We start from the raw sequence: 26,660 nt of genomic DNA, 5'->3' as shown, positions 1-26,660 counted from the left end.
CAGGCTTCGACGAGAAGGCGGTCGTGACGCTCGCAAAGCAGCGCCTCGATCTGCAGCCAGCGCCGCCGAAAATATTGATCGCGGCCGGCCGCCGCATCCTCTTCGAGACAAGCCGGACAAAACGCGTAGCCGACAAAGACGCCGCCCGCTTCACGCGCCCAGACATGGCGGTCGAGCATGCGCCCGGATCGGCGCAAAGCGAGATCGTCAATGCGCGCCGGATTGAGCCGACAGGCCCGCGACCAGGCCGCCAAGACCTCCGCCGCCGGCGCATAGTCGGCCGCCGCGAAGCCGCCCGGCGCGGCGTGCTGAGGCGCGAGGCCAATCCAACGCCCGAGCGCCTCGCGAGTCATCCCGTAGTGGCACGCGACCCGTCCCTGCCAGGACGACAAGAGCTCGTCGGCATGGGGACGCGGCGCGATCGAAAGGCACCGACTCATCGGCCCGCCGACCGCATCAGGCGCGTCTCGATATTCCGCGTCATCGCCACCAGCGGCAGAACGAGGTCGGGAGCGTCGAAGCTTTGCGCCGTGATCCGTTCCTCGCCCGAACGGATCGCTTCGATCGCCAGGCTCTCGACAAGTCGGAAAATGCGCACTGTGACGCCATCGGTCATGTCGAGAACCCGCCGCCTGGCTTCGGCGGTGTGCAGCATCGACGGCCGGCGCAGCGGCAGCAGGCCGGCGAGACTGATCAGAAGCTCCGCCAAATGCCGGTCATTCCGCCAGCGATCGAGATGAAACGCCTCGAAGCGCTCGGCAAGCTGCGGGTCGGTCAACAGCGCCTGACGGGCGAGGTCGGTTCCGGCGCAGACGAGCGGCGCCCGCAGATCATTCGCCAGAAAACGAATGGCGTTCAGGAAAATCCGCTGCTGCCGAAACGTGCCGGCAAGCATGGCGTGAACCTCGTCGATGATCAGTAGGCGGACGCCGAGAGTCTTGAGCAGCCCGCGGCAGGTTTCTTTCAGCCGGTGCGTCGTCGCCTCGACCGGAGTCGGCGCCTGGAGCGTGCTCAAGAGTTCGCCGTAGACGTCGCGCTCTATCGGCTCCGCCGGCATTTGCATCGCCGCCACGGGCGTCGCCGTCACGCCAATCTTGCCATCGAAACGCGGCGGATGCGCCCGCAGGAATTTGCGGATGATCTTGGTCTTTCCCATGCCGGTGTCGCCATAGATCAGTAGGCAAGGCATGCGATCGCGCGGCGGATAGGTCAGCAAATCCTCGAGCCGCGCGAGCACGGCCTTCGCCTGGGCCGTCTCGATCCAGCGATCCGACCTGATCCATGCGATCCGCTCGGCGTCGGAGAGCGCCGCCTTCGTGCGATAGGCTGGTAGAATGTGGGCGTAATCGCCCTCCCCGATCGCGCTCATGACCATTCCTCCATCGCCAGCGGCAGGACGTCGTCAAAATTATCCGCATCGGGGTTGGCGCTTGCCCCGGTCGCCGACGCCGCCGCCTGTCCCGAAGCCGCCAAAGCGCGCGCCCGACGTTCGGCTTGACGACGCGCCGACCGCGTGGCCGCTGACGCCGAAGCGACAAGCGCGCGTTGTTGTTCGACCGTTTCGAAAATCAGCTGCTCGTCGACAAGCGCTTGGCCACGCGCTTTCAGCGCGCCTTGCGCCAGTTTCAGTTCCGCCAGCGTAATCCGTGGTCGGCTCAGATTGGCGGTGCGCACCGGCCAATGGCCGCCGTCAGGATCCTCGACGAAGACTGTCGAGAGATCGCGCGGATCGTATTTGACCCTGAGCCGTCGGCGCAGGCGCCCCGCCCAGGGACTGAGAACGTCATCCCAATAGCGCAGATCAAACAGTCGCACGCCGTCGCGCCGAATGAGGCGTTCCTCGAAGGGAAGAAAGTCGAGGAGGAAGCCGGCCGGATCGGCGGGATGCGCGATCGGCGCCGGCCGCGCCGCCAGCATTTCCCGCCATGCCGCGCGAGGCGGCAGTTTCAACGCGCCATGCACGCTGCCGTGATAGCGGATCACTTCCAACGCCAGCCAGCGCTCCAGCTCGTCGAGCGTCATGGTCGCGTGTTTGGCGGCGTCGTAGTCGCCGAGATCCGCGACATTCGAAAATGTCGTGCCGGGCAGCAGATGGACGGCGCTCATCATCGTGCCGATCAGCCGCTCGATATGTCCGCCATAATGCGGACGCGCGACCGGTCGGTGAATCAGCCGCACGCCATGCTCGTCGCAGCCGCGCGTCAAGGCGCGCGCTCGGAATTCCTTGGCGTTGTCGAGATGGATCGCCTCGGGGAGGCCAGAAACCGGCCATTCCGCGGGGATTTCCCGCGCCGCGAGCCAGGACGCCTTCGGAAACGTCATGTGCTGGATCGCCAACGCGACCGATGTCGACGACGGCGCTTCGAGCGAAACATAAAATCCCGTCACCATACGACTCGCCACATCGATCGCCAGCGTCAGCCATGGCCGTTGAATCGGCTGGCGATGCACGGCGTCGACGACAAAGACGTCGATCTTGGTGTGGTCGATTTGAACGATTTCAAGCGCGTGGTTTGCATGATATTCGCCGACCACCGGCGAAAAACGGGCGCGGGCCGCCGCCGCCCCCTCCCGGTCGCGCAGCAAAAGGCGTTCGTCGGCGCGCGCCACCCGCGCCTTGATCGCATTCCAGGAGGGAACAGGCGCGCCTTTCGCCTGGCACAACTGTCGTAAATGCCGTCGCAGCGCGTTCACGCTCGGCTTTTGGCGCGTGCGGTAGAATTGCAAAATCGCCTCGCCGATCAAGGCGTCCTGCTCCGGCGTCAGCCGGCGCGACCCCTCCCGCGGACCGCGTCGCGCGGGGAGCAGCGAACTGGTGACGGGCGCTTCGCGGAACTGCTCGATCAGCGCATAGAGTCGCGCCCGTCGGACCCCGAGCTTCCTGCAGGCGTCAGCAATGACGCCGGCTTTCAGCGTTCCGGCGGCGATCAGCGGGCGGATCGTTTCCGCACGCGCCATCGCGATGCGCCAAAGCGCGTCATCAGCGCCGAGCTTGTCGATCCGCTTCGCCACGCCGTCCACCTATTGAGGGTGAAAAATTCCAGCGAATAAGGCAGAATCCACGCAATAACGCTCAGGCCGATTCGGGGCATTTCAATGGCTTGGCGTCCAACAAATTGTGCAAAACGACAGGGCGAAAATGGCCGAAATCGACCTCAGAGAGCCTTCCGAGGCGTCGGAATTTTTGCGCTCGAAACGACGCAGGACCCAAGCCGGACCGAAAAGAGGACGAGATGGCGGACATCGACGACGACTTCGAAGGCGACCTCGCGCCCCTCACGGCGCGGCCCCCCTCCCCGCATCTCACTGCGCTCTCCGAAAAGGCCCGCGATTACGCCCGCAACGCCCGCGCGGACAACACCCAGCGCGCCTATGAGTCGGATTGGCGGCAGTTCGCCGCCTGGCTGCGCCGCTCTGGGCTCGATCCCCTGCCCCCGGACCCGCCAACCGTCGGCCTCTATCTCGCCGCCTGCATGCAAGACGGAGTCTCTGCCGGCGCACGTAACATCGGCGGAGTCCATGCCGGCGCACGAAATATCGGCGGAGTCCATGCCGGCGCACGAAATATCGGCGCCGGAGGCCGGCCGGCGCTCAGCGTCGCGTCGCTGGAGCGGCGGCTTTCAGGGATTTGCTGGCGTTACCGCCAGCTCGGGGCGCCGCTCGATACGAGCGATCGGCATATTTCCACCGTGCTCGCCGGCATTCGCCGCGCCCATGGCCGCCCCCCGCTCCAAAAGCAAGCGATCTTCGCCGATGAGCTCATCGCTATGCTGGCGACGCTCGAGATGGATCTGCGTGGCATCCGCGACCGCGCCATTTTGGCGATCGGCTTCGCCGGCGGTCTGCGCCGCTCGGAAATCGTCGGCCTCGATTGCGGCCCCGATCAGAGCGAGGACGGGACCGGCTGGATCGAGATTTTTCCTCCTGGCGCCGATGTTCCGAGCGCCAGAAAGGACTTCGCGGATATATCCAGCGCCAGCAGAGACTCCGCCGATGTTTCGAGCGCCGGCACGACTGGCGCGGATCTATCCAGCGCCAGCAACAACGACGGCGGCGCGGTGCTGCAGATTTCCGGTAAGACCGGCTGGCGCGAAGTCGAAATCGGCCGCGGCTCGCGTCCCGAGACCTGTCCCGTCGCGCTGCTCGAGACCTGGTTGCGGCTCGGCCGAATAAGCCAGGGCCCCCTCTTCCGCCCGATCGCGCGCAAGAATGGCGGCGTTTCCGCCAGCCGTCTGACGGACAAGCATGTCGCCAGACTGGTGCAGAAAACCGCCCTCGCCGCCGGCATTCGCGGCGATCTGACCGAAGGCGAACGACGGCTTGCTTTCGGCGGCCATTCGCTGCGGGCCGGGCTTGCCTCGTCGGCGCAGATCGAAGAGGCGCATGTGCAAAAACATCTCGGTCACGCCTCCGCCGAGATGACGCGTCGCTACCAACGAAAACGCGACCGGTTCAAGGTCAATCTCACCAAGGCGGCGGGGTTGTAACGACGCCGTTCACGAGCCGTTTTCTTCTGCTGATGGAGAATCCGCGAATGGCGGCAGCGTCCCGTAGGTGGCGGCGGCCGTCAGCGCCCGCGCAGCAATGTCCCCTGCCCGGCTCAGGAGATCGGTCGGCGAAGCTTTCCCAGAATCCGCCAACGGACCAAGTTCGATGATCTTGACCAGCGCGTCGGAAAGGATGGCGAGTTGGGTCGTCGTATCGGTCATGGCGTCCGCGCTCCCTCGATGGTCAACGATAATTGCCAAATCCACGGCAGCGAAACCCCTCGTCGGAAGTCCAATCATCCCGCCATCTTTCGTCCACGCGCGGCCTTTGCCGCCTTGCCGCGCAGCAGCGCCATCAGCACGGGGCCGAGCGAAAACTCCCCTTCCCGCGCCTTTTTGGTCAGCACCCGCAAATAGCCGCCGGCGGATTTGATTTCCTCGCCCCGCTGCAGGATTGCGGCAATGACGATCGAGCTGTCATGCTCGCCCAAAACGTCGAACGCCTGTTTCCAGGCGTCGGGCGAGACGCCGAGCGCGGAGCGCACGATCGCCGCAGCGTCGATGAGATCGCGCCAGCAGGCAATCTCGCCGTTTTTGCCGAAATCGACGATGTCGGGACAGGCTTGCAGCACCATGCCGAGCGGATAGGTTCGTGTCGAACTCCCCTGTCGCTCGCCCGTTCCGGTACGGGACGCCTCGGTCGTTGACGCCCCTGCCCTCTCGGCTTCGGGATCTTCTGGCATTGACCCGGGCGGTTCGGCCCTGCCTTTTGGAAGGCAAGGTTCAAGATCAGGAATGTTTGTGATTTGATTCTGTATATGGCGCTCAGTCTGGGACTCATTGGCGCTTCTTTTTTGCTGTTTTACGTGAGTTTCCAATAGATTCTGGATTTCGGCCGCGAAGCCCGCCAGTTCGCCCGCCAAGGCCTCCAGCCCGGTTCTCCCCAGGCTGCGCGAATAGCGCGCCGAGAGGGCCTGGCAGCGCCCGTAAAGGCCTTCCCAGTCGCTGACGTCCTGCCCGTCAATCGATATCGGCGCGAAACAAACGCCCTCCTCCATCCCAGTCTCGATCATTTTGACGATGTCGCGCCGCGCCAGCGTGATCCTTTCCCGCAGGAGAGCGATGGCGCGGTTCTCGACGCGCACCTCTTCGGCGAGGTTTTCGATCTCGGCCGCGCGCGCAATCAGCGGCGCCAGATCGAAGCCGAAGGCTTCCGCGATCTCGCCCCCCTGCCCCCGCCGCGCGAAACGTTTGCCGTTCGGCGAGTCCCGCCGGATGATCAGCCCCGCCTCGACAAGCGAAGCGAGATGCCGGCGCAGCGTCGCCGGCGCCATGCCATGCGCGCGGATCGAGAGCTCCCGGTTCGACGGAAACACCACGATGCCGGGCGAATCACTCTCCCCGCCTTCCCTGCCTTCTGCCTCTGGCAACGTCAGCGCAGTTTCCTGGTGGAAGCTCAGCAAGGCGTGCAGGACGGACAGCGCCCGGTCGGTGACGCCGAGCGGGCCTTTGGCTTCAGTAGCTGCGCGAAACAGTCGCCATTTATGGACGACCGTCTCGGACGCGTCGGGTTTTGCCGCGAAATCTCGCGTCGCCGCCTGCGCCGCCACCATGGCAAGCGTCAACGGCCGCCGCCCAAAGGGCGTCGTTGAATATGTTCTCATGAGCTTTTGCCTCGTTCAGGCAAAAGAAATCCGCTCGCCGAAACGGCGCCAACTCTTGACAGCGATTCGCGGAAGTGTGATTCTCTAGGTGCGAACTATGAGAAGGGCTTCCGTGCGATGTTTCGGGGGCCTTTTTCTTTTGTCGTAACCTCAATCTTTGTTGACGAAACGCCTAACTCGTTACTCGACGAGCGTGCGCGTGCGCGCTTTGCTCGCAACAAAACTAATCGTCGCGCTGAGCCACCTGAAACGCCTTAAGCAAGGCCGGCAGTTGGGCCACGACGTATGCGCCGAACTCGGCGTCCACCGACTTGTCGACGTTGATGCGCAGCCATCCCGAATCTTCGTCGACCCGCGCGATCTTTCGTCCCTCATGGTCGATCCACGAGGTAATTTTCGCCGGCGCGTTCTTGGTGGCAAGCGCCGAGAAGACGGCAGCGAACCTCGAATCTGAGTCGAGCTGCGCAAATTCCGCTTCGCTACAAATGCGCGCCCACAACTTGCTCGCCCGCGGCGCCTTGAGATGCTCTGCAAGGTCCATCCAACGGCGCCGGCCCGCTTTGGGAGCCGCCCCGATTGCTTTCACGAGTTCGTCCGGCAATGCCTTGCGACAGGAAATCAGCCGCGACAATTCCGTCTTGTCGACGGCTAGAGCGGCCATGATTGTTTCGCGGCCAAATCCGCGATCTTCAAGCGACACCGCGAAGGAGGCGCGTTCGATAAAGGAGAGATCGCGACGAGCACTGTTCTCTTGCCCTTGTGCGATGACGAGTTCGTCATCGCTCAGACTGCGAACGACCGCCCTTACGCGCTGCCCCAATTCTCGCAGAGCGCGCAAGCGCCGATGGCCGTAGGCGATCTGGTAGCGCCCTGAGACCTCCGGGTGAGGTCGAACCAGTATCGGAACCTGCTGCCCGTGAGTGCGAATGGACGAGAGCAACGACGCGCAGTCCGCTTCGCTTTCATCGAGACGATCCGTGACGAATGAGGCGTCGACAAGCGATGCATCGATTTCGACGACGTTCGCGCCGGAAAGTAGCCGTTGTTCGAGGGCCTTCGCCGCGTCGATATCCGCAGAAATCCGCTCCAAAGAGCGACCCATAGCGCCGACCGCCCCCCTGGTTCCGAGTGTCGGCGGCGGGCGGCGGGCGGGCCCATTCTCGGAGTTGACCGCGGTCAACTCCTCGTCGTCCAAGCCCAGCAAGAGGTTTTTGCGCGCCATCCCTACCTCCCCCAAGCCGTTCGGATTAGCCCCTCGATTTCTCCGTTCACCGCGCCCAGCGCTTCAATCGCACGGTCATATGTGGCGCGCGTGAACTGCTCTCGCGATACTTCGTAGAGCGTTTGTTTCGTGATGCCTGCATCGGAAATTGCAGTGCTCTTCACCATCGACGACGTCAGCACCCGCTCGCCAAAAATCGAGCGCATGAACGCGACCATTTGGGTCTGCGGTCCGTCGGTGGGCTCAAATCGAGTCACCAGGTAACGCATCCAGTCATACTCCATGTTGCCGCCGGCCTTGGCCACAACAGACAGAAGGTCCGAGGTCATGATCAAAAACTGACACATCGACATGAGGTCGAGCATCTGCGGATGTACGGTGATCAGGACGGCTGTCGCCGCGCAAAGCGCGGATAGGGTGAGAAATCCAAGTTGCGGAGGGCAATCCAGAACGACCACATCATAGTCGTCCGCCACAGTTCCAAGCGCTTGCGCGACGCGCGCGAAGAAGAGGGCGTCCCCCTGTTTCTTTTCCGCTAGGGCCTTCGGGCTCTCATGCTCGAACTCCATGAGTTCGATGTTGCCGGGGATAATGTCGAGCCCCGGGAAATAGGTCCGCCGGATAATTTCCTTAAGCTCACGGCGCGCGCCATCATAGCGGATCGCGCCGTACAATGTTTCGTTCTCGCCAATATCAAACTCAGGCTGATAGCCATGCAGGGCAGACAAGCTCGCTTGCGGGTCGAGGTCGATCGCCAGAACGCGATAGCCCTGCAGCGCGAGGTATTGCGCCAGATGCGCCGCCGTCGTGGTCTTGCCTGAACCACCCTTGAAATTGGCGACCGATATTACCTGAAGGTGCTCGTTCTTTCCTCGGCGCGGCAAATACCGCCGTCCCGCCTTGCCCCCTTCGTCAAGAAAGACGCGTAGCGCCTGAATATCTTCGAACGAATAGGAACGCCGGCCGGTCGGGCTGGTCTCGGGCTGCGGCCCCTTGCCATCCAACGAGAGTTGTCGAAGATAGCCATCGTTGATGCCGATCAGCTTGGCCGCTTCCCCGGAAGAGAATCGACGCAGGGTCTTGCGCGCTTCCGGCGGAAACAGCTTCTTCCGGTGCGCGAGCAGTTTTGCCGATAATTGTTGCGCATCGCCCGCGATCACCTCGTGAATCTCGGAAAGCGGGGGCGGCTGGATGGCGGGTTGAGATGCCACGGATCAGGCTCGTAGTTACGGTTTAAGATCAAACCTACGGGTGATTTGCGTGGCAAGTAGGCCCGATTCTCCGACTGTCTGCAAGAAAAATTGGGTTAACGAATGATTAACGCGCGCTGCCGGCCATCGGAGATAGCGCAGGGTGTCATGTTGACCGCGGTCAACATGAGTCGACGGCGACTCATTTGAACCGCCACACCGGAATTCCCATCTTGCGCGCCTTGTCCGCAAGGTTCTCGACGATCCCAGAGCCGGGGAAGACGATCACGCCGATCGGTAATGTTTCGAGCATCAGATCATTGCGCTTGAAGGGCGCGGCATTCTTGTGATGGCTCCAGTCCGGTTTGAAGGCGACTTGCGGAACCTTGCGATGATCCGCCCAGCAGGACGCGATCCGTTCGGCGCCTTTTGCGCCGCCGCCATGGAGAAGAACCATGTCGGGATGCTTCGCATGGACCTTGTCGAGCGCCTCCCAAATGCGCCGATGATCGTTGCAATCGACGCCACCAGCGAAGGCGATCCGAGGGCCAGGCGGCAAGAGCACTTGCGTCTCGGCTAGCTTCTTGGCGTTCAGGAAATCTCGGCTGTCGATCAGCGCCGCGGTCAGCGCACGGTGATTGACCTTCGAGCCCGACCGCGGTCGCCAGGCGGAACCGGTCTCCGTCGCATAGAGTTCGGCGAGATGGTCGCGAAAGAATTCGAAGGCGTTGCGACGTTCGGTCAGCGTCAGTCCTTGCGCGATCAACCGTTCCAGTTCAACCGAACGGATTTCCGAGCCGTCCTGCTCGACCTGCGCGCGCCGTTGCGCGGTTTCATTGTCGTCGAGATCGCGGTCGATACGATCCGCCTTGCGATGAAAGACGTTGACGAATGACCAGAGAAGGTCCGGCAGATCAGCCTCGAGCCGGGTATCGAGAAAGAGCCCCGAAAGAGCTTCGACGGCGGCTTCGAGCGCGAGCGACGCGACGTCAGAAGAGGGCAGGGGACGCGGATCCGGTTCGTCGTCGAGCGGGCGATAGCCGTGCAAGGCGAGTTCATCGAGAAGGTGCGAGGAGGGCGACTGGGCGTCGTGAACCGGCGCGTGTGTGTCGCAGGGTAGGGACGTGAATTCATCGTTCATCGCTTGGCGCTTTCGCTTGAGGCCGCGCCGATCGCGGCCTGACAGCGATCCCGCGCCACGGGCGGCTCGCGTCGCACCCGCGGGCCGCAGCAAAGCGGAGGACGTTCCCCGCCGACTTCTTTGATCCGCGCGGAATGCCCGAAGCGCCAGCGTAGGGCAGGGGAAAGAAGTCGGCGGGGAGCGTTGCGGCAAGCGTGACGCTTGTGGCGACATCGCTGCTCTCTCAGGCCGGCGCGCGGCCCTCTCAGCGAAAACGACGAAGAAGAGATGAAGCAACGTCCTCCCACACCGAACCGCACGGCGAAGCGGGGCCTATCGGAACGCTCGCGCCCGGATGGCGGCTGAGCCAAGCCTCTCGTTAAGAACCCTAGGCTTTGTAACCTTAAGCGAACCAATCGCCGACGATAGAAGAGTGCGACCGCGAACTATCTACGCCGACAGCGTGCCGATCTCATCAGAATACCGACTGCCGCTTCTTTCGGGCTCAGGGGGCTTAAAAAATCGCGTAGGAAATCGGGCCTAATCGGGTATTATCGGGTATGGAATCGGATATGAGAGCGTGCAAATGAGGGAGCCGAAGCTTGCATTCGGCCCTGACCTCGTAAAGCTCATCGCGGAAATCGATGAGTTCAAAGGCCGATGGGAGGCGCTCAAAACGCTCTCGCCGGACCGCCTCAGCGCGCTCCGCAAGGTCGCGACGATCGAAAGCGTCGGCTCTTCGACGCGCATTGAGGGGGCGGACTTATCGGACGCCGAAGTCGAGGATCTGCTCTCGCGCGCCATTTCCATCACGGCGTTCAGCACACGAGACGAGCAGGAAGTCGCCGGATATGCCGAGGCGATGGATCTGGTGTTCGAGGCGCACGCCGATATGCGCCTCACCGAGAACCATATCCGCCAACTGCATCAGGCCTTGCTGCGTCACAGCGACAAGGATGCGCGCCATCGCGGCTCCTATAAGAACCTGTCGAACAATGTCGTCGCGTTCGATGCCAATGGACAGCAAATCGGCGTTGTGTTCGAGACGACCGCGCCGTTCGACACCCCACGAGAAATGGAGGCGCTCGTCGCCTGGACGCGCAAAGCGCTGGATGAAGAAGCGCTGCATCCGCTTATTGTAATCGCCGTCTTCGTCGTGACGTTCCTCGCGATCCATCCCTTTCAGGACGGAAACGGGCGGCTCTCGCGCGTACTCACCACGCTGCTCTTACTGCGAGCGGGCTACGCCTATGTTCCCTATGCCTCGCTCGAGCGCGTGATCGAGGAAAACAAGGACCTGTACTATAAGGCGCTCCGTCGCACGCAAACGACGCTCACGAGCGAAACGCCGGATTGGGAGCCGTGGGTCGGATTCTTTCTGCGCTGCCTCAAGCGGCAGAAGGACAGCCTTGCGGCAAGGCTGGACCAGGAACGGATTTCCCAGGGCGCCGACGCCAATCTGCCGGCGCTATCGCTCGATGTCCTCAGAGCGCTCCGGACCCACGAGCGCCTGACCATCGCGCAGCTTGCATCCCTCACCGGCGCAAATCGGAATACGCTAAAAGTGCGTTTGCGCGAACTGGTCGCGGACGGACGCGTAAGACGGCGCGGCAAAGCGCGCGCCACCTGGTATTCGTTGTGAACCCCCGGTAATCGATCAACGACAGTGCCGACTTCTCACGCATCGTTTTCTCGCGGGTTCACTGTCACCCGAGCTTCGATCCGACATGGCGCCGAAAAACACCCTCAACGCCCAGAACTTGGAAGCGCTCGGCGCGAAGCGACTGGCCGAACTGCTGATCGACATCAGCAGCGGCGACGCCGCCGCAAAACGACGCTTGCGCCTTGCCATTGCGGGGGCGCAAAGCCCCGCCGACGCAGCGCGCGAAATCCGCAAGCGCCTCACCGCCATTTCTCGCTCTCGAAGCTTCGTCGACTGGCAGAACCGCCGTGCACTCGTCGAGGACCTTGAGACGCAGCGACGCGCGATTGTCGAACATGTCGGAAAGTCCGATCCGAAAGAAGCGCTTGATCTGATATGGAATTTTCTCGCGCTGGCGTCCTCGGTGTTCGCGCGTTGCGATGACAGCAGCGGAACGGTGATCGGAATCTTCCACGACGGCGTCAGCGATCTCAGGCGGCTGGCCGAAGCCGCCGAAGGCGATGCGAAAGAATTGGCCGATCGAGCATTTGAGGCCTTGATCGGCAATAACTATGGAGAATTCGACGGTCTGATCGCTACTCTGCGTCCTGCGCTCGGTGATCCAGGTCTCCAACATTTGAAGCAGCGCTTCGTCGCCCTGTCCAAGGAGCCGGTGAAAAAACTGGCCGAGCATGAGCGCCGAAAAATCGGTTGGGCGATGAGCAGTCCGATCTACGAAAACGAAATCGCCGATCGTCACCGCCCTCGCGTCATCGAGATGGCGTTGAGAGACATTGCCGACACGCAGGGCGACGTCGACGCCTTCATCGCGCAATATGATCCAGAAACGCGAAAGGTCCCACGCATCCCCGCCGAAATTGCCGGGCGGCTCCTTGCAGCCGGCCGCGCGGCGGAAGCGCTGACGGCGATCGAAGCGGCGGAACAGAGGTGCGCCGGCTGGCCAGAATTCGAGTGGGAAGACGCGCGCATCGCCGCGCCAGACGCACTCGAACGCCGCGATGACGCGCAGGCGGCGCGCTGGTCATGCTTCGAACGATTTCTGTCGGCGCGACACTTGCGCGATCATCTGAAACGACTGCCCGACTTTGACGACGTCGAGGCGGAAAGCCGCGCACTCGATTTCGCAGAGAATTTCGAGCCCTTCAGTGCGGCGCTCTCGTTCCTCGCCGCCTGGCCAGCGCCGGATCGCGTAGGGAAACTCGTACTCACGCGCGCCGATAAATTGGATGGCGATCGTTATGAGGTCCTGACGCCTGTCGCGGACGCGCTGGCAGGCAAGCATCCCTTGGCTGCGACGCTGGCGCTCCGCGCCATGATTGAATTCTCGCTCGATAGCGGTAGGTCCAGCCGATACAAGCATGCTGCGCGTCACTTTCAGGAATGCGCCAGTCTCGCTTTGGCGATCGCGGATTTCGGGCAATTTGAACCGCACAAGCCGTTCGTGGCGCGCATGCGTGGCAAGCACGGGAAAAAAACTCGTTCTAGAAATCTTGTGCCCTGAAAGTTCCCGCGCAGCATCGAACCTCAAAACAGAGGTCTGGAATCAGGAGGCAAACCGGTCATTGCGTGACCCGACTGCTTATGGGAACGATGCGCCATTGGCCGACATTGGCTTCCGGCCAGTTTCCGGTCGACTAGTGCGGGCGGGCAGAAGTGACTGTTGCTCTTATTGCCTTAGGCTGATCCCCGATGCCTGCCCATCCTCCTCAAGTTTCGCCGGTGATCGACAACACATCCCTCCAGCCGGACTTGAACACTTCTGCCCGAGTCCGGCATGGCCCGATTCAGACTCTCAGACGATGGCCACAGACTGTCACCGGAACCTGCTGTTGCGCTCGAACGCAAATCTTCTCTTTATTTTGCTTCAGCGGCCGGAGAAAGTGATCCATCGGCGGGGCGTTCACTCGGGTCCCGCGGTAGCGGGCGAAGTGGCTCTCAGAGTTGACACGAAAATCGAGCCCAAAAAAATTTCGCGGCCGGACTTCCGGTCGCGCTTGAACCTCTCTTGAGCATGACATGAGCCAATCGTCGCCGGATCAACAGCGCCAGGAGACCGCCCCAATGCGGGCGGCACCTCTCACGTGTTGTCGGAAGAGCGGCGAGCCCTACACACGTCACGAGGGTGTGGAGGCCGAAATCGCCCACGCCCTTGGCATGTCGCATACCGTCTGGTGTGATCAAGTCTGGCGTATCGAGACCCTAGTTCATCTCATCCGCCTTCGCCGGCGTGACAACGATCCGCATGTTCTAGGTATGCTTACATATCAATTCTTCGAACGGGTGAAGCCCATTGTTGACCGTTGGTCACGGGGCTACGGCACGGCCGATAGGGAAGAGATCCAGATCGCGGTCGCGAATGAACTCGGCGATCTGCTCAACGAATCCCCACCGTCACGTACGGCCGAATATCTTGAGGTCGACGCGGCAACCGTCGTCAAACAGGCGACGCTCCGCGCAATCGGGCCAGATCGTCCCAAGGCACGGGAATTTCAATCGGCGGATCGCGATGAAGACGGGCAGTACACGCAGTCCGTCGACCGTCTCGCGTCAGAGGCCCTCAACCCTGTAGAGCAATTGCTCGCAAAGGCAGAGGAAGAGGCTGGAGGCGCACTGAGGTATCTTAACGCGGTGACGGATCCACGGCACCGGGAAGCCTTCATCCTCCGGCACATTTACAACTGGCCGCTCAAGGATGGCCCACATGGCGCGCCGACCCTCTGCGCGAGGTTCAATAAGAGCGACCGACAAATTCGAACTTGGATAAATACAGCAATCGAGCAGATGCGCGCAGCGCATGGAGCAGAGTCATGAGCCGTTTGGATCAGCCAACGGCGGACGACGTCATCCGCGACCTCCTAGTCGACGGCGTCGAGCCGACCCACGAGAATCTCTTGGTGGCGATTGCCGCCTATCCCCAGCATCGCGACGCGTTGGTGGAGTTCTTCGCTTCCCTCGCAGTTCAAACGGCTTTGAAGGAAGACATGACGCCTTTTGGCTGCAGCGTGGAACAATTTGCGAACATCGGCGTAAGCCGGGTCCTTTCCCATCGCCACGATGCAGCGGGCCAAGCGGGACCGGACGACGTTAGCAATGGCAGCGAGCGGGAGGACGACTCACCGCCGGCGCGTCTGTCGCAATTAGTCCGCGCGAGAGGTCTAACGGAGGACCAGGTCGCCGCCCGTGTCGGCCTGGACTCGGGATTGATGATGAAACTTGACCGTCGACGCATCGTCGGCCGGCGTCCTCTGGAGATGTTCCGTCGCATAGCCGACGAGCTTCACATCCCGCCGGCGCATGTCATCGCCTCGACCACCGGCCCGCCGATAGCCTCCTCCAGAGGTAATCTGCGGAAGGCGAAAGGGCCGGTAAAAATTGAAACCGAGACGTTTGAAGCGGCGATCCGCGCCTCAACGCTCACGGACGACCTCAAGGCTTTTTGGTTGCAGCGACTAGCTGACGTGGATGAGCCAACGGCATGAGCGCTTGGTCCGAACTGCGCGCCCAGGCTGCGGCTTGGCACGAAGAGCTGAACCCTCAGACTGGTCTGTTGCGGGCCATCGACCTTCTCACCGCGGCGGAGCAGGCCAGCGGCGTCAAGGTCATGGTGCTGCCCGAGGGCGACGCGCTGCTGGACAACACCGAGGCCTCCTATGATCCCGATGGCCCGAGGATTCTCGTCTCGGCAGGGCTTAGCGCTGAGGACCGCGCCTTCCACGTTGCCCACGAATTTGGGCATCACCGTTTGCACCACCCGAAGGACGACTGCCACGATGGCGACGTCGATCCGTACGCGGTGGCCGAGCCACAGAGCTCGGCGGTCGGCGAGAGCGACGCCTACAGCCCGAAGCAGCGCCGGGAAGCCCAGGCGAATGTTTATGGCCGGGAGTTGTTGCTGCCTCGTCGACGCGTCAGGGCGGCCTGCCTGGCGCAAAAGCTCACCGCGGATTCTGTCGCTGCCGAGCTGGGTCTTCCGTTGAACCTAGTCCAGCAGCAGATGGCCGATGCCCTCTTGCTGCCGGAAGATCGACAACCTGCCGCCGGCGGAGAAAGCCCGTCGCTGGATGACAGCCAACGCCACGCGGCGGAAGCGGGTCCAGGTCCTGTGCAGGTGCGAGCCGGGCCCGGTACCGGCAAAACGCGCACCCTCGTGGCCCGGACGGCGTGGCTTATCCGTGAGAAGCACGCCGATCCGGCTTGCATCCTCGCTTTGACCTATTCCAACGCCTCTGCCGATGATCTTTCCCGCCGGCTGCGACTCGAACTTGGGGCCGAAGCGACCGCAGTTTGGTGCAGCACGTTTCATGCCTTCGGCCAGGAATTGCTCCGGCTCTACGGAGATCGACTAGGCCTGCCCAGCGCGCCAAAGCTCTTGGACCGGGCGGACTCGCTGTTCCTCCTGGAATCCGAACTCCATCAACTCCAGCTCGACCATTACTTCGACCTCCAGGAACCGTTGCGCGGTCTCAAATCGGTGTTGAACGCCATTTCGCGCGCCAAGGACGAATTGTGCGATCCGCCGACCTACCAATCGCGCGCGGACGCCATGCCGTCGGGCGAGACTAAGGATAAGGCCCTCGAAGCCGCCCACATCTATGCCGTCTATCAGAAAGCGTTGGAAACCCGCAGCTGGGTGGACTTCGGCGATCTCATCGCGCGAAGCGTGGAGCTTCTGAAGAACCACGCCGACGTCGCCGCAGAAGTCCGCCAGACCTACCGGCACATTCTGGTCGACGAATACCAGGACATGAACACAGCCAGCGCCGTCCTACTCAAGCAGATCGCCGACCCAACTGCCGGCCCTTGGGTTGTGGGAGACGTCCGGCAATCGATTTATCGGTTCCGCGGCGCGTCTCCGCTCAACATGAGCCGCTTCGCCGACGCTTTCCCCGGCGCTCGGTTCCAAGATCTGGAGGTGAATTATCGCTCGGGCGGACGGATCGTCCGGCTGTTCGAGGACTATGGGGGTGCTATGGCGGCGGCCCCCTTCGCGTCGAAGGATAGGCTCTCACCGAACCGCGGCAAGGACACCGGCGAGGTCGCGTATCGCGTCGCCAGCGATCGGGAAGCCGAAGCCGAAGGCCTGGCCCAGGAAATCCTGGCCCGCCGTGCCCAGTCAGGCGCGTTCAGCCAATACGCCGTCTTGGCGCGGACCCATGGCGTGCTCAGCACGCTTGCGGCGCATTTCGAACGCGCTGGCGTGCCGGCGCTCTATTTCGGTGACTTCTTCGAGCGTCCCGAAGTGCGCGATCTGCTGTCGCTGGTCTCCGTCGTTGGTGAGCGTGACGGTGTGGGCCTGCTACGTGTGGCTCAGTTTCCGCGCTACGCCACACCTGTGCCGGACATTCTGGAGATGTTCCGGTTCAGGCAGGCGGCGGACATCACCATGCTGGCCGCGTTGAAACGCACAAGCGAGGCGTCCTTGTCGGTGGAAGGGCGCGCTGGCCTGCAAAGGCTCGCGGCCGACCTCGCGGGCGTCGACTTCAAAACCTCGCCGCACGCCTTGATGTCTGCCTTCCTTTTCGGCCCGGCGGGCGCAGTCTACGGCGCGCCTTTCGCGGGCGACGACGTGGCAGCCCAGCAACGCCAGCTTGCCGTCTACCAGCTTCTCACGCTGGCCTTCGGCCACCGACCGCCGGGGAATCGCGACCCGAAGCGCGATTTTCTCGAGCACATCCGCCGCCTTGAGGTCCTGGACGAGGAGAAGGAGCTTCGCTGCCTTCCTGCCGCGGCCGCAGCTATAGACGCTGTCCAGCTGATGACGGTGCACGCCGCCAAGGGCCTGGAGTTTCCACACGTCTACGTTCCATCGGTGAGTCCGTCCTATTTCCCGCCCAACGCTCGGCCAGATCTCTGTCCCTTGCCGCCCGGCGTCGCCGCGGACGATGCGCTGATGACCACCGACGCCGAAGAAGAGAGCCTGATGTTTGTGGCCCTGTCCCGCGCTCGGGATCGGCTGACTGTGTCGCGGGCCAACCGCTACGGCGGAGCCTCTCGGCCCAATCCATCGAAGCTGCTCAAACCGCTCTCGACGACTTTAGCGCCGGGAGGCGAGCCCGCTCCGCACTGGACGACTACTGGTCCAACCGATCCCAGACCCGCGCCACAAATAGCGCCTGACGGGCTAGGGCCGGAACTGACTGTCAGCGCCCTCGAGGACTACTTGGCCTGCCCGCGCCGCTACTACTATGGCGAGGCCCTGGGATTGTCTCGACGGCTCGCGGACACGCCCTATCTGCGGTTTCATAGTGTCATCCGCGCGGGGCTTGATTGGCTGCGGGGACAGCCGGCTCGCTCAGCTGCCGACGTCGCTGGCCACTTGGACACCAGCTGGTCGACGCGCGGCCCCGCCGACCACCCTGCGGCGACACACTACAGAGGCGCCGCGCAGAGAATGCTGGTCATCGCCGGCGCGGCCATGAGCGGCCAGGTTTTGGCAGCTCAACGGAGCCTCACGATCGAGGGTGTCACGATCACCGCCCGCGCCGACCACATCCAGACGGCGGGCGGCGGTGTGGTCATCCAGCGGTTGAAGGCCGGGCGACTTGCCAAGAGCGGCGAAACGCCGAAAGCTCGCTATGCGCTCCTGCAAGCCATGGTGAAGCGCGACGAAGGGGTCGCCGCCCGCTTCCTGCACATCTCGCTCCTCGACGGCAGCCAGCGGGACGCCACTGTCGCCGCCGGCAAACTGAACGAGGCGGTGGACGAAGCGGCGGAGGCGTTGAGCGCCATCGCCGCGGGTCGGTTCGACCCACAGCGCAACAGCCGGTACTGCCCGACCTGCCCCTTCTTCTTCATCTGTCCGACCGACGGGCTGCGCCTCTAGCCGGAAATCGGCGCGACTGATTTCCGGTCTCGCTCCCAGCGCTCTTGAACTTCTTGCGGCGGTGAAAACCGCTTCACCCCCGGCAAGAGGTTTCCTCCCAATGACGCAACTGAAATTGTTCCTGCAGATCGAGGGCCGTCGGTCCATCGAGCTGATCGAGGTCTCCGAGGACGCGGGGCCCGACGCGGTCCTCGCGGCTGCGGCCACCTTCGGCTTGGCCATCGAAAAGGCCATGGTATTCGCCGGCGAGGACGAGCACCCGCTGCACGCCGAGAGGCCGCTCCACCGCCAGGGCGTGAAGGACAAGCACCGGGTCCACGTGCACCGCTGCAAGAAGATCAACGTCGCCCTGCACTACGCCGACACGCGGGAAGTGCACCACGAATTCGCGCCCACGGCAACGGTGAACCACGTCAAGCGCTGGTACGTGAACGAGCTGAAAATGTCGCCGGTCGACGCCAGCGAGCACGTCCTGCAGATCACGGGGACCACCGACCGGCCGGACCCGGACGTGCAGATCGGCGCCCTGGTGTCTGGCGGCTGCGAGCTGGCGTTCAGCCTTGTGCCGGTCAAGCGGGTCGAGGGCTAGCATGAATACGCTGCTCCCCCACCCGGACGAGCAGGCCTTCCTGGACGAGGTGGCGGAGGGCGGCTTTCAGCTCGCCGTCCACCTCGGCCGCTGGCGCATCGTCCGCATCGCCTGGCCAATCGTCGAAGTCGAGGTTTCCGCGGTGCCCCGGGCAGGTGCCCCCGAGGCCTTCTGCTTCCGGTTCGACTGCACCGGCTATCCGCAAAGCGCGCCGACCGCGCGCCCATGGGTCCCCGCGACTAACGCGCCGCTGTCCTTTGGCCAGTGGCCAACCGGCGCTCGGCGGGTCGCGGCGGTGTTCCGCCCGGATTGGCAAAATGGGACCTGTCTGTACGCGCCGTGCGATTGCATGAGCATCGCCGGCCATGCGAACTGGCGTCAGGAGCACCCTGCATACATCTGGCGCCCCGAAAAGGGCCTGCAGCTTTACCTCGAATTCCTACACGAACTGCTGAACAGCTCCGACTACACGGGAGTGCGCGGTGGCTGACGAACTCTTCATCCCGCGCGGCCAGTGGCTGGCCCTCATGGCCGAGCTGCGCCGGCGCGGCGGCGGCAAGACCGAAAGCGGCGCCTTTTTGCTCGGCAAGCGCCAGAGCGACCGGCGCTTTTTCGAGAGGTGCGTTTTCTACGATGACCTCGATGCGAACGCCTACAGCACCGGGGTGTGCGTTCTTTACGCGGATGCCTTCGAGAAGCTTTGGGGGCTCTGCCGGTCCTCCGGCCTGCAAGTGCTGGCCGACGTCCACACCCACGGGGGCGACGCGGGGCAGAGCGAGGCGGATCGGTGCAATCCGATGATCGCGAGGCCCGGTCACCTCGCCCTAATTGTCGAACGCTTCGCCAGCAACCCGGTGTGGCGTCACCGCATGGGCCTCTATCGCTATGAGGGCTCACACGCCTGGACCGATTTCAGCGGATGGCGCAGCCGCCGCGTCCTCAAAACGGGAACCTTCGCCTGATGAACCAGATGATCACCGACACGCGACCCGACACCTTGCATCGGGGGGTCAAGATGGCCTTGGATAACGGCGAGGCTGACAGCGTCGAAGCCGCCTACGCCATGTTCGCCAGCTACCGCATGGCCATCGGCCTGGGCGCCGGAGCTGGGCACTCCGCAGCCGTCCAAGCCGCTTTGCTGACCATGGTCAACTGCGGGCGACGAGCCTTGTTAGGTGGGATCGAAGTCCTTGGCGACGTCCAAGTCCCCTTGCTGGTCGATCTTCCCGGTCTCGGCGAAACCTTAAGAGACGCAGTTGTAGCGCTCGGCGGCACGCTGCGGGCCGAGCCCTCGCCACAGACTCCGCTCGCCTGGCTGGGCGACGGGGCGCCTGCCGCAGCGCTGCAGGTCACATTCGGCGACTGGCGCGGAGGCGTGTTCGTCGCCAGCGAGGGCGAGCGCCTGCCTGAAGGTGCGAGTGACATTCCCGCGGCGGTCTTGGCTGGGGCCCTGGCCGTCGCTGAAGTGTTTCAGCGCCTGCGCGGCAATCCGATGGCGGGTGACCGAGACGTGGGTCTGTCCCTGTGGGATCCGAGCGCACCCTGGCGCAGCGGCTCGGGGCCCGCAGCCTGGGTGGCGCCGAGCAAGCTTTGGGTTCTCGGCCTTGGCCACTTGGGCCAGGCATTCCTGTGGACCTTGGGCCTCCTCCAGTTCGAACGCCCGGCAGAAGTAGAACTAACCCTTCAAGATTTCGATCGGCTCGCGGTCGCGAACGACAGCACCTCAGTCCTCACCTGCGCGGAGATGGTCGGCCGCCTAAAGACGCGTGAGATGGCAACCTGGGCGGAGGCGCGGGGATTCCGGACGCGGCTCGTCGAACGTCGCTTTGCCGGCGACATCGCCTTGGCGGAGGACGACCCGCGCATCTTATTCTGCGGAGTTGACAACGCCGAGGCGCGGGCGACGCTGGAGAACCCGCACTTCGATTTGGTTATTGATGCCGGGCTGGGCGCCGGTCCGCGGGAGTATCTGGCCATGCGGCTTCATGCATTCCCGGGTAAGGTCACAGCTCGGACACGGTGGGGCGAAGCCTCCAGCACCCGGACGGCAGACGCGAAGGCGGTGGCGACGGCGGCCGCTTATCAAGATCTCGCGGACCGTGGACTAGATGATTGCGGTCTGCTGGAGATCGCGTCCAGGACCGTCGGCGTGCCCTTTGTTGGAGTGATCGCCGCCACCCTGGCGCTGATGGAGATCGTGCGACGCCTAAACCACGGCCCCAGCCTGGATGTACTCGACCTTACGCTACGAGACGTTGGCGTGCGGCAGGGTGTCGAAGGCAGAGTGTTGAAGCGGTTCAACCCAGGTTACACAAACCTACGCTGATGGCGGGGGAAGCGCCGGAAAGCGGACGTCCCCAGGTTCGGCTAACGGTCAAACCAAGTCCTTGCCGACACGCATCAGGAGCGTCCACTTTCTTCGAACTCAGACATTGGCCGTGATTTTCAACAACCGGAGTCGAAGGCATTTCAGATCAATATGCCGTATATCGTCGTTGAAATCCTTTCCTTGCGAGACAATTGTTTCAGCTTCGACGCCAGCGGCCTCAGCGCGTTCCGCAAGCTTGCGCGCGGCGCGTCGTCCGGCTCCATCATTGTCAGCGGCGATGATCAAGCGACGCAACCCGGCTGGAACCTCCCACGCCACAAGATGCGCTGCCGAGAGCGCCGCGACCATTGGGAGATGCGGCATGTCGCTCTTGAGCGACAGCACGGTTTCGATCCCTTCGCCGATGATGGCGAATTCGTCGATGGGGCCAAAGCGCACGCCGTTGCCACGAATGGCGCCGAGCGAACGCCGCGGCGACTCGACGTTCGCTTTGACGTTGCGCGCCGGATCAAAAAACGTCCGATGAATGCCTGTGATCTCGTCGTTATTGTCAGTGACGGCGGCGACCAGCGCCGGCAATCTGCGTGAGAGCCCGTCCCGACTTTCACGATAGATCAGCGCCGGGTGATAGCGCAGCGGCGCGTGACTCAAATCAGCGGTGATTTTTCGCGAACGCAAATACGCCTCGGCCTTTGTGCCGACAATCGGCTGCGACGCCGCCCAGATTTTGCGGGCGAGCGCCACCGTGTCGCATTTCCCTGAATTCCGCACGCGTCTCTCGGTCGTCGTCTCGCGCGGCGCCCGCAAGAAGCGCCGCGCCTCGTCGAGCGTGTCTCGAAAGGATGTAAGCCCTTCTCGTTCCCGGATGAGATCGAGAAGGTCGCCATGTTGATCCGTCGCGCCATCCCTCCACTTCCCACGCGCGCCCTTGCCGGAGAGCGGACCTTTGAGCCGCACATAGAGACTGCGGCCCACATTGTTGTTGACGTCGCCGACGATCCAGTAATTGCCGCATCGACAACCATTCGACAGATAATGTTTGCAAACAGCCTCGACATGTTCAGCGAGGCTGCAGGACAGAGTCCGGGCGGGGCTTTCCATGATCGCCTCCCGCATTACGAATTGACGCGGGTCGCGGGCGCGACGCGCAGCAGGGGATAGAGGGTGAGAAGCTTCTCGACGATTTTCGCAGCCTCATCACCGAGCGGCACGAAGAGACGCAGCTTCCAGGCGATGATCTCGGAAACGAGACCCTGCGCTTTCAGCCGGTCGACCGTCGTATCGAAGAAACCGGTGAGCTCGAGCCGATGCCGATTCATCACCAGCGACCGCTTAAGTACGAGCCCCTCTGCCAGAACGAGTCCCGCGCCGTCCTGCATGACCGCGGCGATGGCGGCTGCCGGCGCGAGGGCAGGGGCGCCGGCGCCGGTCGTCTCAAGGAGCGCAGCGGCGCTTGCCAGCGAGACGAGCCGGCCGATGACGCGTTCGCCCTGATCGGTCTGCAGGCGATAGACCCGCGCGGCCTCAATGGGGAGCCGGTTCCAGACCGGGAGCAACAAGCCGGTCACGATATGAAACGTGCCTTCGGTCAGGTCGGGGAGGGAGGCGACCTCGCTCTCCCACGCCCGCTGAAATTCTTGCCGGTTCGCATCGCGCCAATGCGAGCGCTCCATGGTTTCGAGCGTGATCACATCGGCATGTGCGGGCCGCAGCAGCCGAACGCGCGGCTGAACCGAGCCGTCGTCCTGCATCAACGCTGTCGCCGGCAATTTGACCGCCGCGCGCCCCGACTGGTCGTTGACCATCAGTCGCGATTTTTGCGAAGTCGTCGCATGGTCGAACGCCGCGTCAAGCGTTGTGATCCGCGTCTTGTCCTTGCGCAGGATGGTCAGCAGCTGTGTCTCCGCCCCGCTCCTGCCATGCACGGCGATGGTCTGGCGATTGGTGACGACGAGGCTCTCAGCCATCAGCGTCTCGACGCCGACATCGAAGACGCCGGCCTGAATCGCCGCCTCGACCTGCGCCGCCATTAACCCCTCGAACACGTCGAAGAGGAGATTTTGCAGAGCGATCGGCAGCGCGAGGATGCGATTGAGGAAAGTCGAGATCAGCGGCAGCTCCTCCTTGAGGCTCCCGTCCCGGTCGGTGAGATCGAGGCCTGTCGCCTCCATAAAGCGCGTCAATGAGCAACCTTCGACCTTGCCGCCAAAGACAAGCTGATACAGCCGGCGCAGCGCCGCGCGCCCATAGGGCGATTCGAGATTATCCTCCGGCCGGAACAGGCCCTGGCCGCCGGTCTGGCGCTGGCCCCGCGTGATGGCGCCGAGCGTGTCGAGCCGCCGGGCGATCGTCGAGAGAAAGCGCTTTTCTCCCTTCACGTCGGTCGCGACCGGGCGGAACAAGGGCGGCTGCGCCTGATTGCTGCGGTTGGTGCGCCCGAGGCCTTGGATCGCGTTATCCGCCTTCCAGCCGGGCTCGAGCAGATAGTGGACGCGCAGCCGTTGGTTCTTCGCGCTGCGCTCGGCGTGATAGGAGCGCCCAGTGCCGCCGGCGTCGGAGAAGACGAGGATGCGCTTCTCGTCGTCCATGAAAGCCTGCGTCTCGCCCAAATTGGCGGAAGCCGGCCGGTTCTCGACGCAAAGCCGGTCGGAGCCATCGGCGTTGGTCTTGCGCACGATCCGCCGCGTGCGGCCGGTGACCTCGGCCACTATCTCGGTCCCGAAGCGCTGCACGATCTGATCGAGCGCGCCCTGCACGGCCGGCAGCGCTGCGAGATGCTCGATCAGACGATCCCGACGCTCCATCGCCTCGCGCGATCGAACCGGATTGCCATTCTCATCGACAACGGGCCGCGAGTGAAGATCGCCATTCTCGTCGGAATAGACCTCGAAGAGCTGCGTCGGGAAGGAGTGTGCGAGATAGTCGAGAACATATTCGCGTGGGGTGATGTCGCAGGAGAGATCGCCCCATTCCGACGAGGGGATTTCCGCAAGGCGGCGCTCCATCAGGGCTTCGCTGGTCGAGACGATCTGGATGACGGCGGCGCGACCCGCCTCCAAATCACGCTCGATTGCAGCGATGAGGCTCGGAACCTTCATCGCCGTGATCAGATGGTTGAAGAAGCGCTGCTTGTTCGATTCGAAAGCCGAGCGCGCGGCGCTCTTGGCGTTGCGGTTATAGGCCCGGCCGCCTTCGCCGGTGATATTCGCCGCCTCCAGCGCCGCGGCGAGATTATTGTGAATGATTTCAAAAGCGCCGGCATAGGAATTATAGATGCGGATTTGTTCGGCCGAGAGCTGATGCTCCAGCATCTCGACCTCAACGCCGGCATAGGAGAGCGCGCGAGACGCATAGAGGCCGAGGGCCTTGAGATCGCGCGCCAGCACTTCCATCGCCGCAATGCCGCCCGCCTCCATCGCCGCGACAAAATCGAGCCGCGTCACGAAGGGCATGTCGGACGAACCCCACAACCCCAAGCGCGTCGCATAAGCGAGATTGGCGACGGTCGTCGCGCCGGTCGCCGAGACATAGAGGACGCGCGCGTTCGGCAGGGCGTTCTGCAATCTTAATCCGGCTCGGCCCTGCTGCGAGGCGGTCTTCTCGCCGCGCTCGCCCTTGTCGCCAGCCGCGTTGGCGAGCGCATGCGCCTCGTCGAAAACGATGACGCCCTCGAAATCGGCTCCGAGCCAGTCGATAATCTGCGACAGGCGCGAAGCCTTCACAGCGCCGTCGCGGCCCTGCCGCTTATCCGAGCGCAAGGTCGCATAGGTCGTGAAGAGAATGCCCTCCGACAGTTTGATCGGCGCGCCCTGCTTGAAGCGGGACTGAGGGACGATTTGCAGCTTCTCCTGCCCGAGCGCCGACCAGTCGCGGTGCGCGTCTTCGAGAAGCTTGTCGGATTTGGAGATCCAGAGCGCCTTGCGGCGGCCTTTCAGCCAATTGTCGAGAATGACGCCAGCAACCTGACGCCCCTTACCGGCGCCTGTGCCATCCCCAAGGTAATAGCCGCAGCGAAAGCGCACCGCATTTTCCGCGTCATCCGGCGCGGCGGAAACCGCTTCGAAGCTTTCATTGACGAGGAAGGAGCCAGCGAGAAGCCCGCGATGGGCTTCACCGGCGTAGATGACGCTCTCGAGCTGCGCGTCGGACAGGAGCCCGGACTCGACACTCTTGGGAAGGTGCGGTCGATAGCCTGGCTTTGGCGGCGCGACCGACGCCATGGCGGCGGATTGGACGAGCGTCGTCGGATGCCGCTTCGCTCCCTCGATTGCGATTGACTGCACCGCATAGGGCTCATAGAGCCCGGCGCTGAGCGCGCCGCCCTGGGGCGCTTTCCAGTCGCGAAGCGCGTAGGCGACTTCGACGATCTCTGAAGACACGCGCGGAGCAGGGGTCGGAATGGCACCCGCGTTGCGCTGTGCAGAATCGATAAATGCGGGATGTGGCGCAGCGGGGCGTGTTGCGACGATCAGCGCAAACGGCTTCGCGGTCGAACCGACGCCGCCCTGGATTGGAGCATCGCCATTGCCCGGCGCGAGCGCAAGAGACGCGCGCGGCGGGATATCGCGCTGCACCAGCGCGAGCAACTCTGAAACGTCGGCGACCGGACCAAGTCCAGCGACAAATTCATTCGGGTTCTCAGCCGGCGTTTTATCGAAGACCGTCAGCCGGCTTTCGACGCTCGTCCCGTGCCGCGCGAAAAATCCGCGCGCGAGCGACGCCGTGAATACGAGCCGTCCCTGTTCCTGCAGGCGCTCGAAACTTCCGCGCCAGCTGTTCGCGGTCGGGGAGAAACTTTCGCCCGTGATGGCGACAAGCCGTCCGCCGGGGCGAAGGCGAGAGAGAGACGCGCGAATATGTTCGAAGGTCGCGGCGGCATGTCGTCCCTCGATCAAGGGCGAGGCGGAGAAGGGCGGGTTCATCAGCACGACGGTTGGAACAAGATCGGCGGCGAGGCGATCGTGAAGCTGCGCGCCGTCGACGCGGCTGAGCCGCGCTTGGGGAAATAGACCTTTCAGAAGATCGGCGCGCGTCTCGCCCCATTCATTGAGGACGAGTTTCGCGCCGGCGAGCTCGGCATGGATCGCCAGCATCCCCGTACCCGCGGAGGGTTCAAGCACGACGTCGTCGGCTCTAATCCCTGCCGCAAGGCTCGCGACATAGGCGAATTCCAGCGGCGTCGAGAATTGCTGCAGCGCCTGGCTTTCTTCCGAGCGGCGCGTTTCGCTCGGAAGTAGCGCGCCGACTTTCTTGAGCATGGCGAGAAGGCGCGCCGGATCATTCGCCGCGCGCGCAGCCATTGCCGGCCCATAGCGACGCAGGAACAAAACTTGCGCCGCCTCGACCGCCTCATAGGCGTCCTTCCAGCTCCAGGCCCCTTGCGAGTCGCTTGCGCCAAAAGCGGCTTCCATCGCCACGCGCACGGCTGGGGCGTCGATGACGCGTCCCTTCGCAAGATGCGCGACGAGCGTTTGCGCCGCCATGATCAGCGCATGCGGCTTGTCCGTCGCAACGAAGGAAAGTTCGGATTGTTCGCGGGGCGTTTCAGCAACGGCGAGGATCGGGCTCATCGA

20 protein-coding genes are annotated in these 26,660 nt (G+C 63.5%); 10 read left to right on the top strand and 10 right to left on the bottom strand.

Features of this window, described 5'->3' with window-relative positions; translation table 11 throughout:
* The 3 genes from HUN39_RS16400 to HUN39_RS16390 form a co-directional block, all read right to left on the bottom strand.
* A partial coding sequence (locus HUN39_RS16400) for a TniQ family protein (protein WP_175095537.1) occupies positions 1–440 on the bottom strand: 440 nt, incomplete at its 3' end.
* Positions 437–1,369: a TniB family NTP-binding protein gene (locus HUN39_RS16395; protein ID WP_175095536.1), complete on the bottom strand. Its 933-nt coding sequence runs from the start codon at positions 1,367–1,369 to the stop codon at positions 437–439. The genes HUN39_RS16400 and HUN39_RS16395, both read right to left, overlap by 4 nt.
* Positions 1,366–3,012 carry a Mu transposase C-terminal domain-containing protein gene (locus HUN39_RS16390; RefSeq protein WP_175095535.1) on the bottom strand — a complete coding sequence of 549 codons (1,647 nt, stop codon included), beginning with the start codon at positions 3,010–3,012 and terminating at the stop codon, positions 1,366–1,368. Before HUN39_RS16390 ends, HUN39_RS16395 begins: the two co-directional genes overlap by 4 nt.
* Positions 3,013–3,233: 221 nt before the next feature.
* Here HUN39_RS16390 and HUN39_RS19340 point away from each other — a divergent pair, with 221 nt between their 5' ends.
* On the top strand, positions 3,234–4,487 hold the full coding sequence (locus tag HUN39_RS19340) for a site-specific integrase (protein WP_232366159.1): 1,254 nt from the start codon (positions 3,234–3,236) through the stop codon (positions 4,485–4,487).
* A 9-nt stretch (positions 4,488–4,496) separates the two neighbouring features.
* Here HUN39_RS19340 and HUN39_RS16375 read toward each other — a convergent pair whose 3' ends face one another.
* From HUN39_RS16375 to HUN39_RS16355, 5 genes are all read right to left on the bottom strand, one after another.
* The gene (locus tag HUN39_RS16375; RefSeq protein ID WP_175095534.1) at positions 4,497–4,709 is read right to left on the bottom strand and encodes a hypothetical protein; all 213 of its coding nucleotides are present in this window, start codon (positions 4,707–4,709) and stop codon (positions 4,497–4,499) included.
* Positions 4,710–4,783: 74 nt separating this feature from the next.
* A complete protein-coding gene (gene repC / locus HUN39_RS16370; protein ID WP_175095533.1) occupies positions 4,784–6,151 on the bottom strand; it encodes a plasmid replication protein RepC in 1,368 nt (455 codons plus the stop codon).
* Between the two features lie 223 nt (positions 6,152–6,374).
* Entirely contained in the window at positions 6,375–7,373 is a 999-nt protein-coding gene (repB, locus tag HUN39_RS16365) for a plasmid partitioning protein RepB (protein ID WP_175095532.1), read from the bottom strand.
* A 2-nt stretch (positions 7,374–7,375) separates the two neighbouring features.
* Complete coding sequence (repA, locus tag HUN39_RS16360) at positions 7,376–8,584, bottom strand: plasmid partitioning protein RepA (protein WP_332310777.1); 1,209 nt, start codon at positions 8,582–8,584, stop codon at positions 7,376–7,378.
* Positions 8,585–8,765: 181 nt separating this feature from the next.
* The gene (locus HUN39_RS16355; protein ID WP_175095531.1) at positions 8,766–9,704 is read right to left on the bottom strand and encodes a DUF2493 domain-containing protein; all 939 of its coding nucleotides are present in this window, start codon (positions 9,702–9,704) and stop codon (positions 8,766–8,768) included.
* Positions 9,705–10,269: 565 nt separating this feature from the next.
* On the opposite strand from HUN39_RS16355, the gene HUN39_RS16350 reads away from it, so the two are divergent.
* The 9 genes from HUN39_RS16350 to HUN39_RS16310 all read left to right on the top strand — a co-directional run bounded on the left by HUN39_RS16350 (position 10,270) and on the right by HUN39_RS16310 (position 21,084).
* Entirely contained in the window at positions 10,270–11,325 is a 1,056-nt protein-coding gene (locus HUN39_RS16350) for a Fic family protein (RefSeq protein ID WP_175095530.1), read from the top strand.
* Between the two features lie 85 nt (positions 11,326–11,410).
* Positions 11,411–12,847, top strand: coding sequence for a DUF6880 family protein (locus HUN39_RS16345; RefSeq protein ID WP_175095529.1), 1,437 nt, complete (start codon positions 11,411–11,413; stop codon positions 12,845–12,847).
* Between the two features lie 623 nt (positions 12,848–13,470).
* Positions 13,471–14,157, top strand: coding sequence for a hypothetical protein (locus tag HUN39_RS16340; protein WP_175095528.1), 687 nt, complete (start codon positions 13,471–13,473; stop codon positions 14,155–14,157).
* Positions 14,154–14,825: a hypothetical protein gene (locus HUN39_RS16335; RefSeq protein WP_175095527.1), complete on the top strand. Its 672-nt coding sequence runs from the start codon at positions 14,154–14,156 to the stop codon at positions 14,823–14,825. Before HUN39_RS16340 ends, HUN39_RS16335 begins: the two co-directional genes overlap by 4 nt.
* Positions 14,822–18,169 carry a UvrD-helicase domain-containing protein gene (locus tag HUN39_RS16330; protein ID WP_175095526.1) on the top strand — a complete coding sequence of 1,116 codons (3,348 nt, stop codon included), beginning with the start codon at positions 14,822–14,824 and terminating at the stop codon, positions 18,167–18,169. The genes HUN39_RS16335 and HUN39_RS16330 overlap by 4 nt, the downstream gene beginning before the upstream one ends.
* Positions 18,170–18,269: 100 nt before the next feature.
* On the top strand, positions 18,270–18,758 hold the full coding sequence (locus HUN39_RS16325) for a hypothetical protein (RefSeq protein ID WP_175095525.1): 489 nt from the start codon (positions 18,270–18,272) through the stop codon (positions 18,756–18,758).
* 1 nt (position 18,759) lies between these two features.
* Positions 18,760–19,248, top strand: a complete 489-nt coding sequence (locus HUN39_RS16320) for a DUF7665 family protein (protein ID WP_175095524.1) — start codon at positions 18,760–18,762, stop codon at positions 19,246–19,248.
* Positions 19,241–19,720 carry an MPN domain-containing protein gene (locus tag HUN39_RS16315; RefSeq protein WP_175095523.1) on the top strand — a complete coding sequence of 160 codons (480 nt, stop codon included), beginning with the start codon at positions 19,241–19,243 and terminating at the stop codon, positions 19,718–19,720. Before HUN39_RS16320 ends, HUN39_RS16315 begins: the two co-directional genes overlap by 8 nt.
* Positions 19,720–21,084 (top strand): thiamine biosynthesis protein ThiF, encoded by a 1,365-nt coding sequence (locus HUN39_RS16310; protein WP_175095522.1) that lies wholly within the window; start codon positions 19,720–19,722, stop codon positions 21,082–21,084. The genes HUN39_RS16315 and HUN39_RS16310 overlap by 1 nt, the downstream gene beginning before the upstream one ends.
* Positions 21,085–21,183: 99 nt before the next feature.
* Here the strand turns inward: HUN39_RS16310 and HUN39_RS16305 are convergent, their stop codons facing one another.
* Positions 21,184–22,188: a DUF7146 domain-containing protein gene (locus tag HUN39_RS16305; RefSeq protein ID WP_175095521.1), complete on the bottom strand. Its 1,005-nt coding sequence runs from the start codon at positions 22,186–22,188 to the stop codon at positions 21,184–21,186.
* A 14-nt stretch (positions 22,189–22,202) separates the two neighbouring features.
* On the bottom strand, positions 22,203–26,657 hold the full coding sequence (locus HUN39_RS16300; RefSeq protein ID WP_175095520.1) for a strawberry notch-like NTP hydrolase domain-containing protein: 4,455 nt from the start codon (positions 26,655–26,657) through the stop codon (positions 22,203–22,205).
* Positions 26,658–26,660 lie beyond the last annotated feature (3 nt).

It is taken from the genome of Methylocystis silviterrae, assembly GCF_013350005.1.
GTDB classification, from domain to species: Bacteria; Pseudomonadota; Alphaproteobacteria; order Rhizobiales; family Beijerinckiaceae; genus Methylocystis; species Methylocystis silviterrae.
The sequence above is the reverse complement of the archived record's forward strand: the minus strand, read 5'-3'. Positions and strand labels throughout refer to the sequence as shown.

Coding starts and splice junctions, on each gene's coding strand:
- HUN39_RS16325 (WP_175095525.1), top strand. CDS start 18,270: ATGACGCAACTGAAATTGTTCCTGCAGATCGAGGGCCGTCGGTCCATC.
- HUN39_RS16300 (WP_175095520.1), bottom strand. CDS start 26,657: ATGAGCCCGATCCTCGCCGTTGCTGAAACGCCCCGCGAACAATCCGAA.
- HUN39_RS16310 (WP_175095522.1), top strand. CDS start 19,720: ATGAACCAGATGATCACCGACACGCGACCCGACACCTTGCATCGGGGG.
- repC (WP_175095533.1), bottom strand. CDS start 6,151: ATGAGAACATATTCAACGACGCCCTTTGGGCGGCGGCCGTTGACGCTT.
- HUN39_RS16350 (WP_175095530.1), top strand. CDS start 10,270: ATGAGGGAGCCGAAGCTTGCATTCGGCCCTGACCTCGTAAAGCTCATC.
- HUN39_RS16320 (WP_175095524.1), top strand. CDS start 18,760: ATGAATACGCTGCTCCCCCACCCGGACGAGCAGGCCTTCCTGGACGAG.
- HUN39_RS16335 (WP_175095527.1), top strand. CDS start 14,154: ATGAGCCGTTTGGATCAGCCAACGGCGGACGACGTCATCCGCGACCTC.
- HUN39_RS16330 (WP_175095526.1), top strand. CDS start 14,822: ATGAGCGCTTGGTCCGAACTGCGCGCCCAGGCTGCGGCTTGGCACGAA.
- HUN39_RS19340 (WP_232366159.1), top strand. CDS start 3,234: ATGGCGGACATCGACGACGACTTCGAAGGCGACCTCGCGCCCCTCACG.
- HUN39_RS16375 (WP_175095534.1), bottom strand. CDS start 4,709: ATGACCGATACGACGACCCAACTCGCCATCCTTTCCGACGCGCTGGTC.
- HUN39_RS16345 (WP_175095529.1), top strand. CDS start 11,411: ATGGCGCCGAAAAACACCCTCAACGCCCAGAACTTGGAAGCGCTCGGC.
- repB (WP_175095532.1), bottom strand. CDS start 7,373: ATGGCGCGCAAAAACCTCTTGCTGGGCTTGGACGACGAGGAGTTGACC.
- HUN39_RS16305 (WP_175095521.1), bottom strand. CDS start 22,188: ATGGAAAGCCCCGCCCGGACTCTGTCCTGCAGCCTCGCTGAACATGTC.
- HUN39_RS16355 (WP_175095531.1), bottom strand. CDS start 9,704: ATGAACGATGAATTCACGTCCCTACCCTGCGACACACACGCGCCGGTT.
- HUN39_RS16395 (WP_175095536.1), bottom strand. CDS start 1,369: ATGAGCGCGATCGGGGAGGGCGATTACGCCCACATTCTACCAGCCTAT.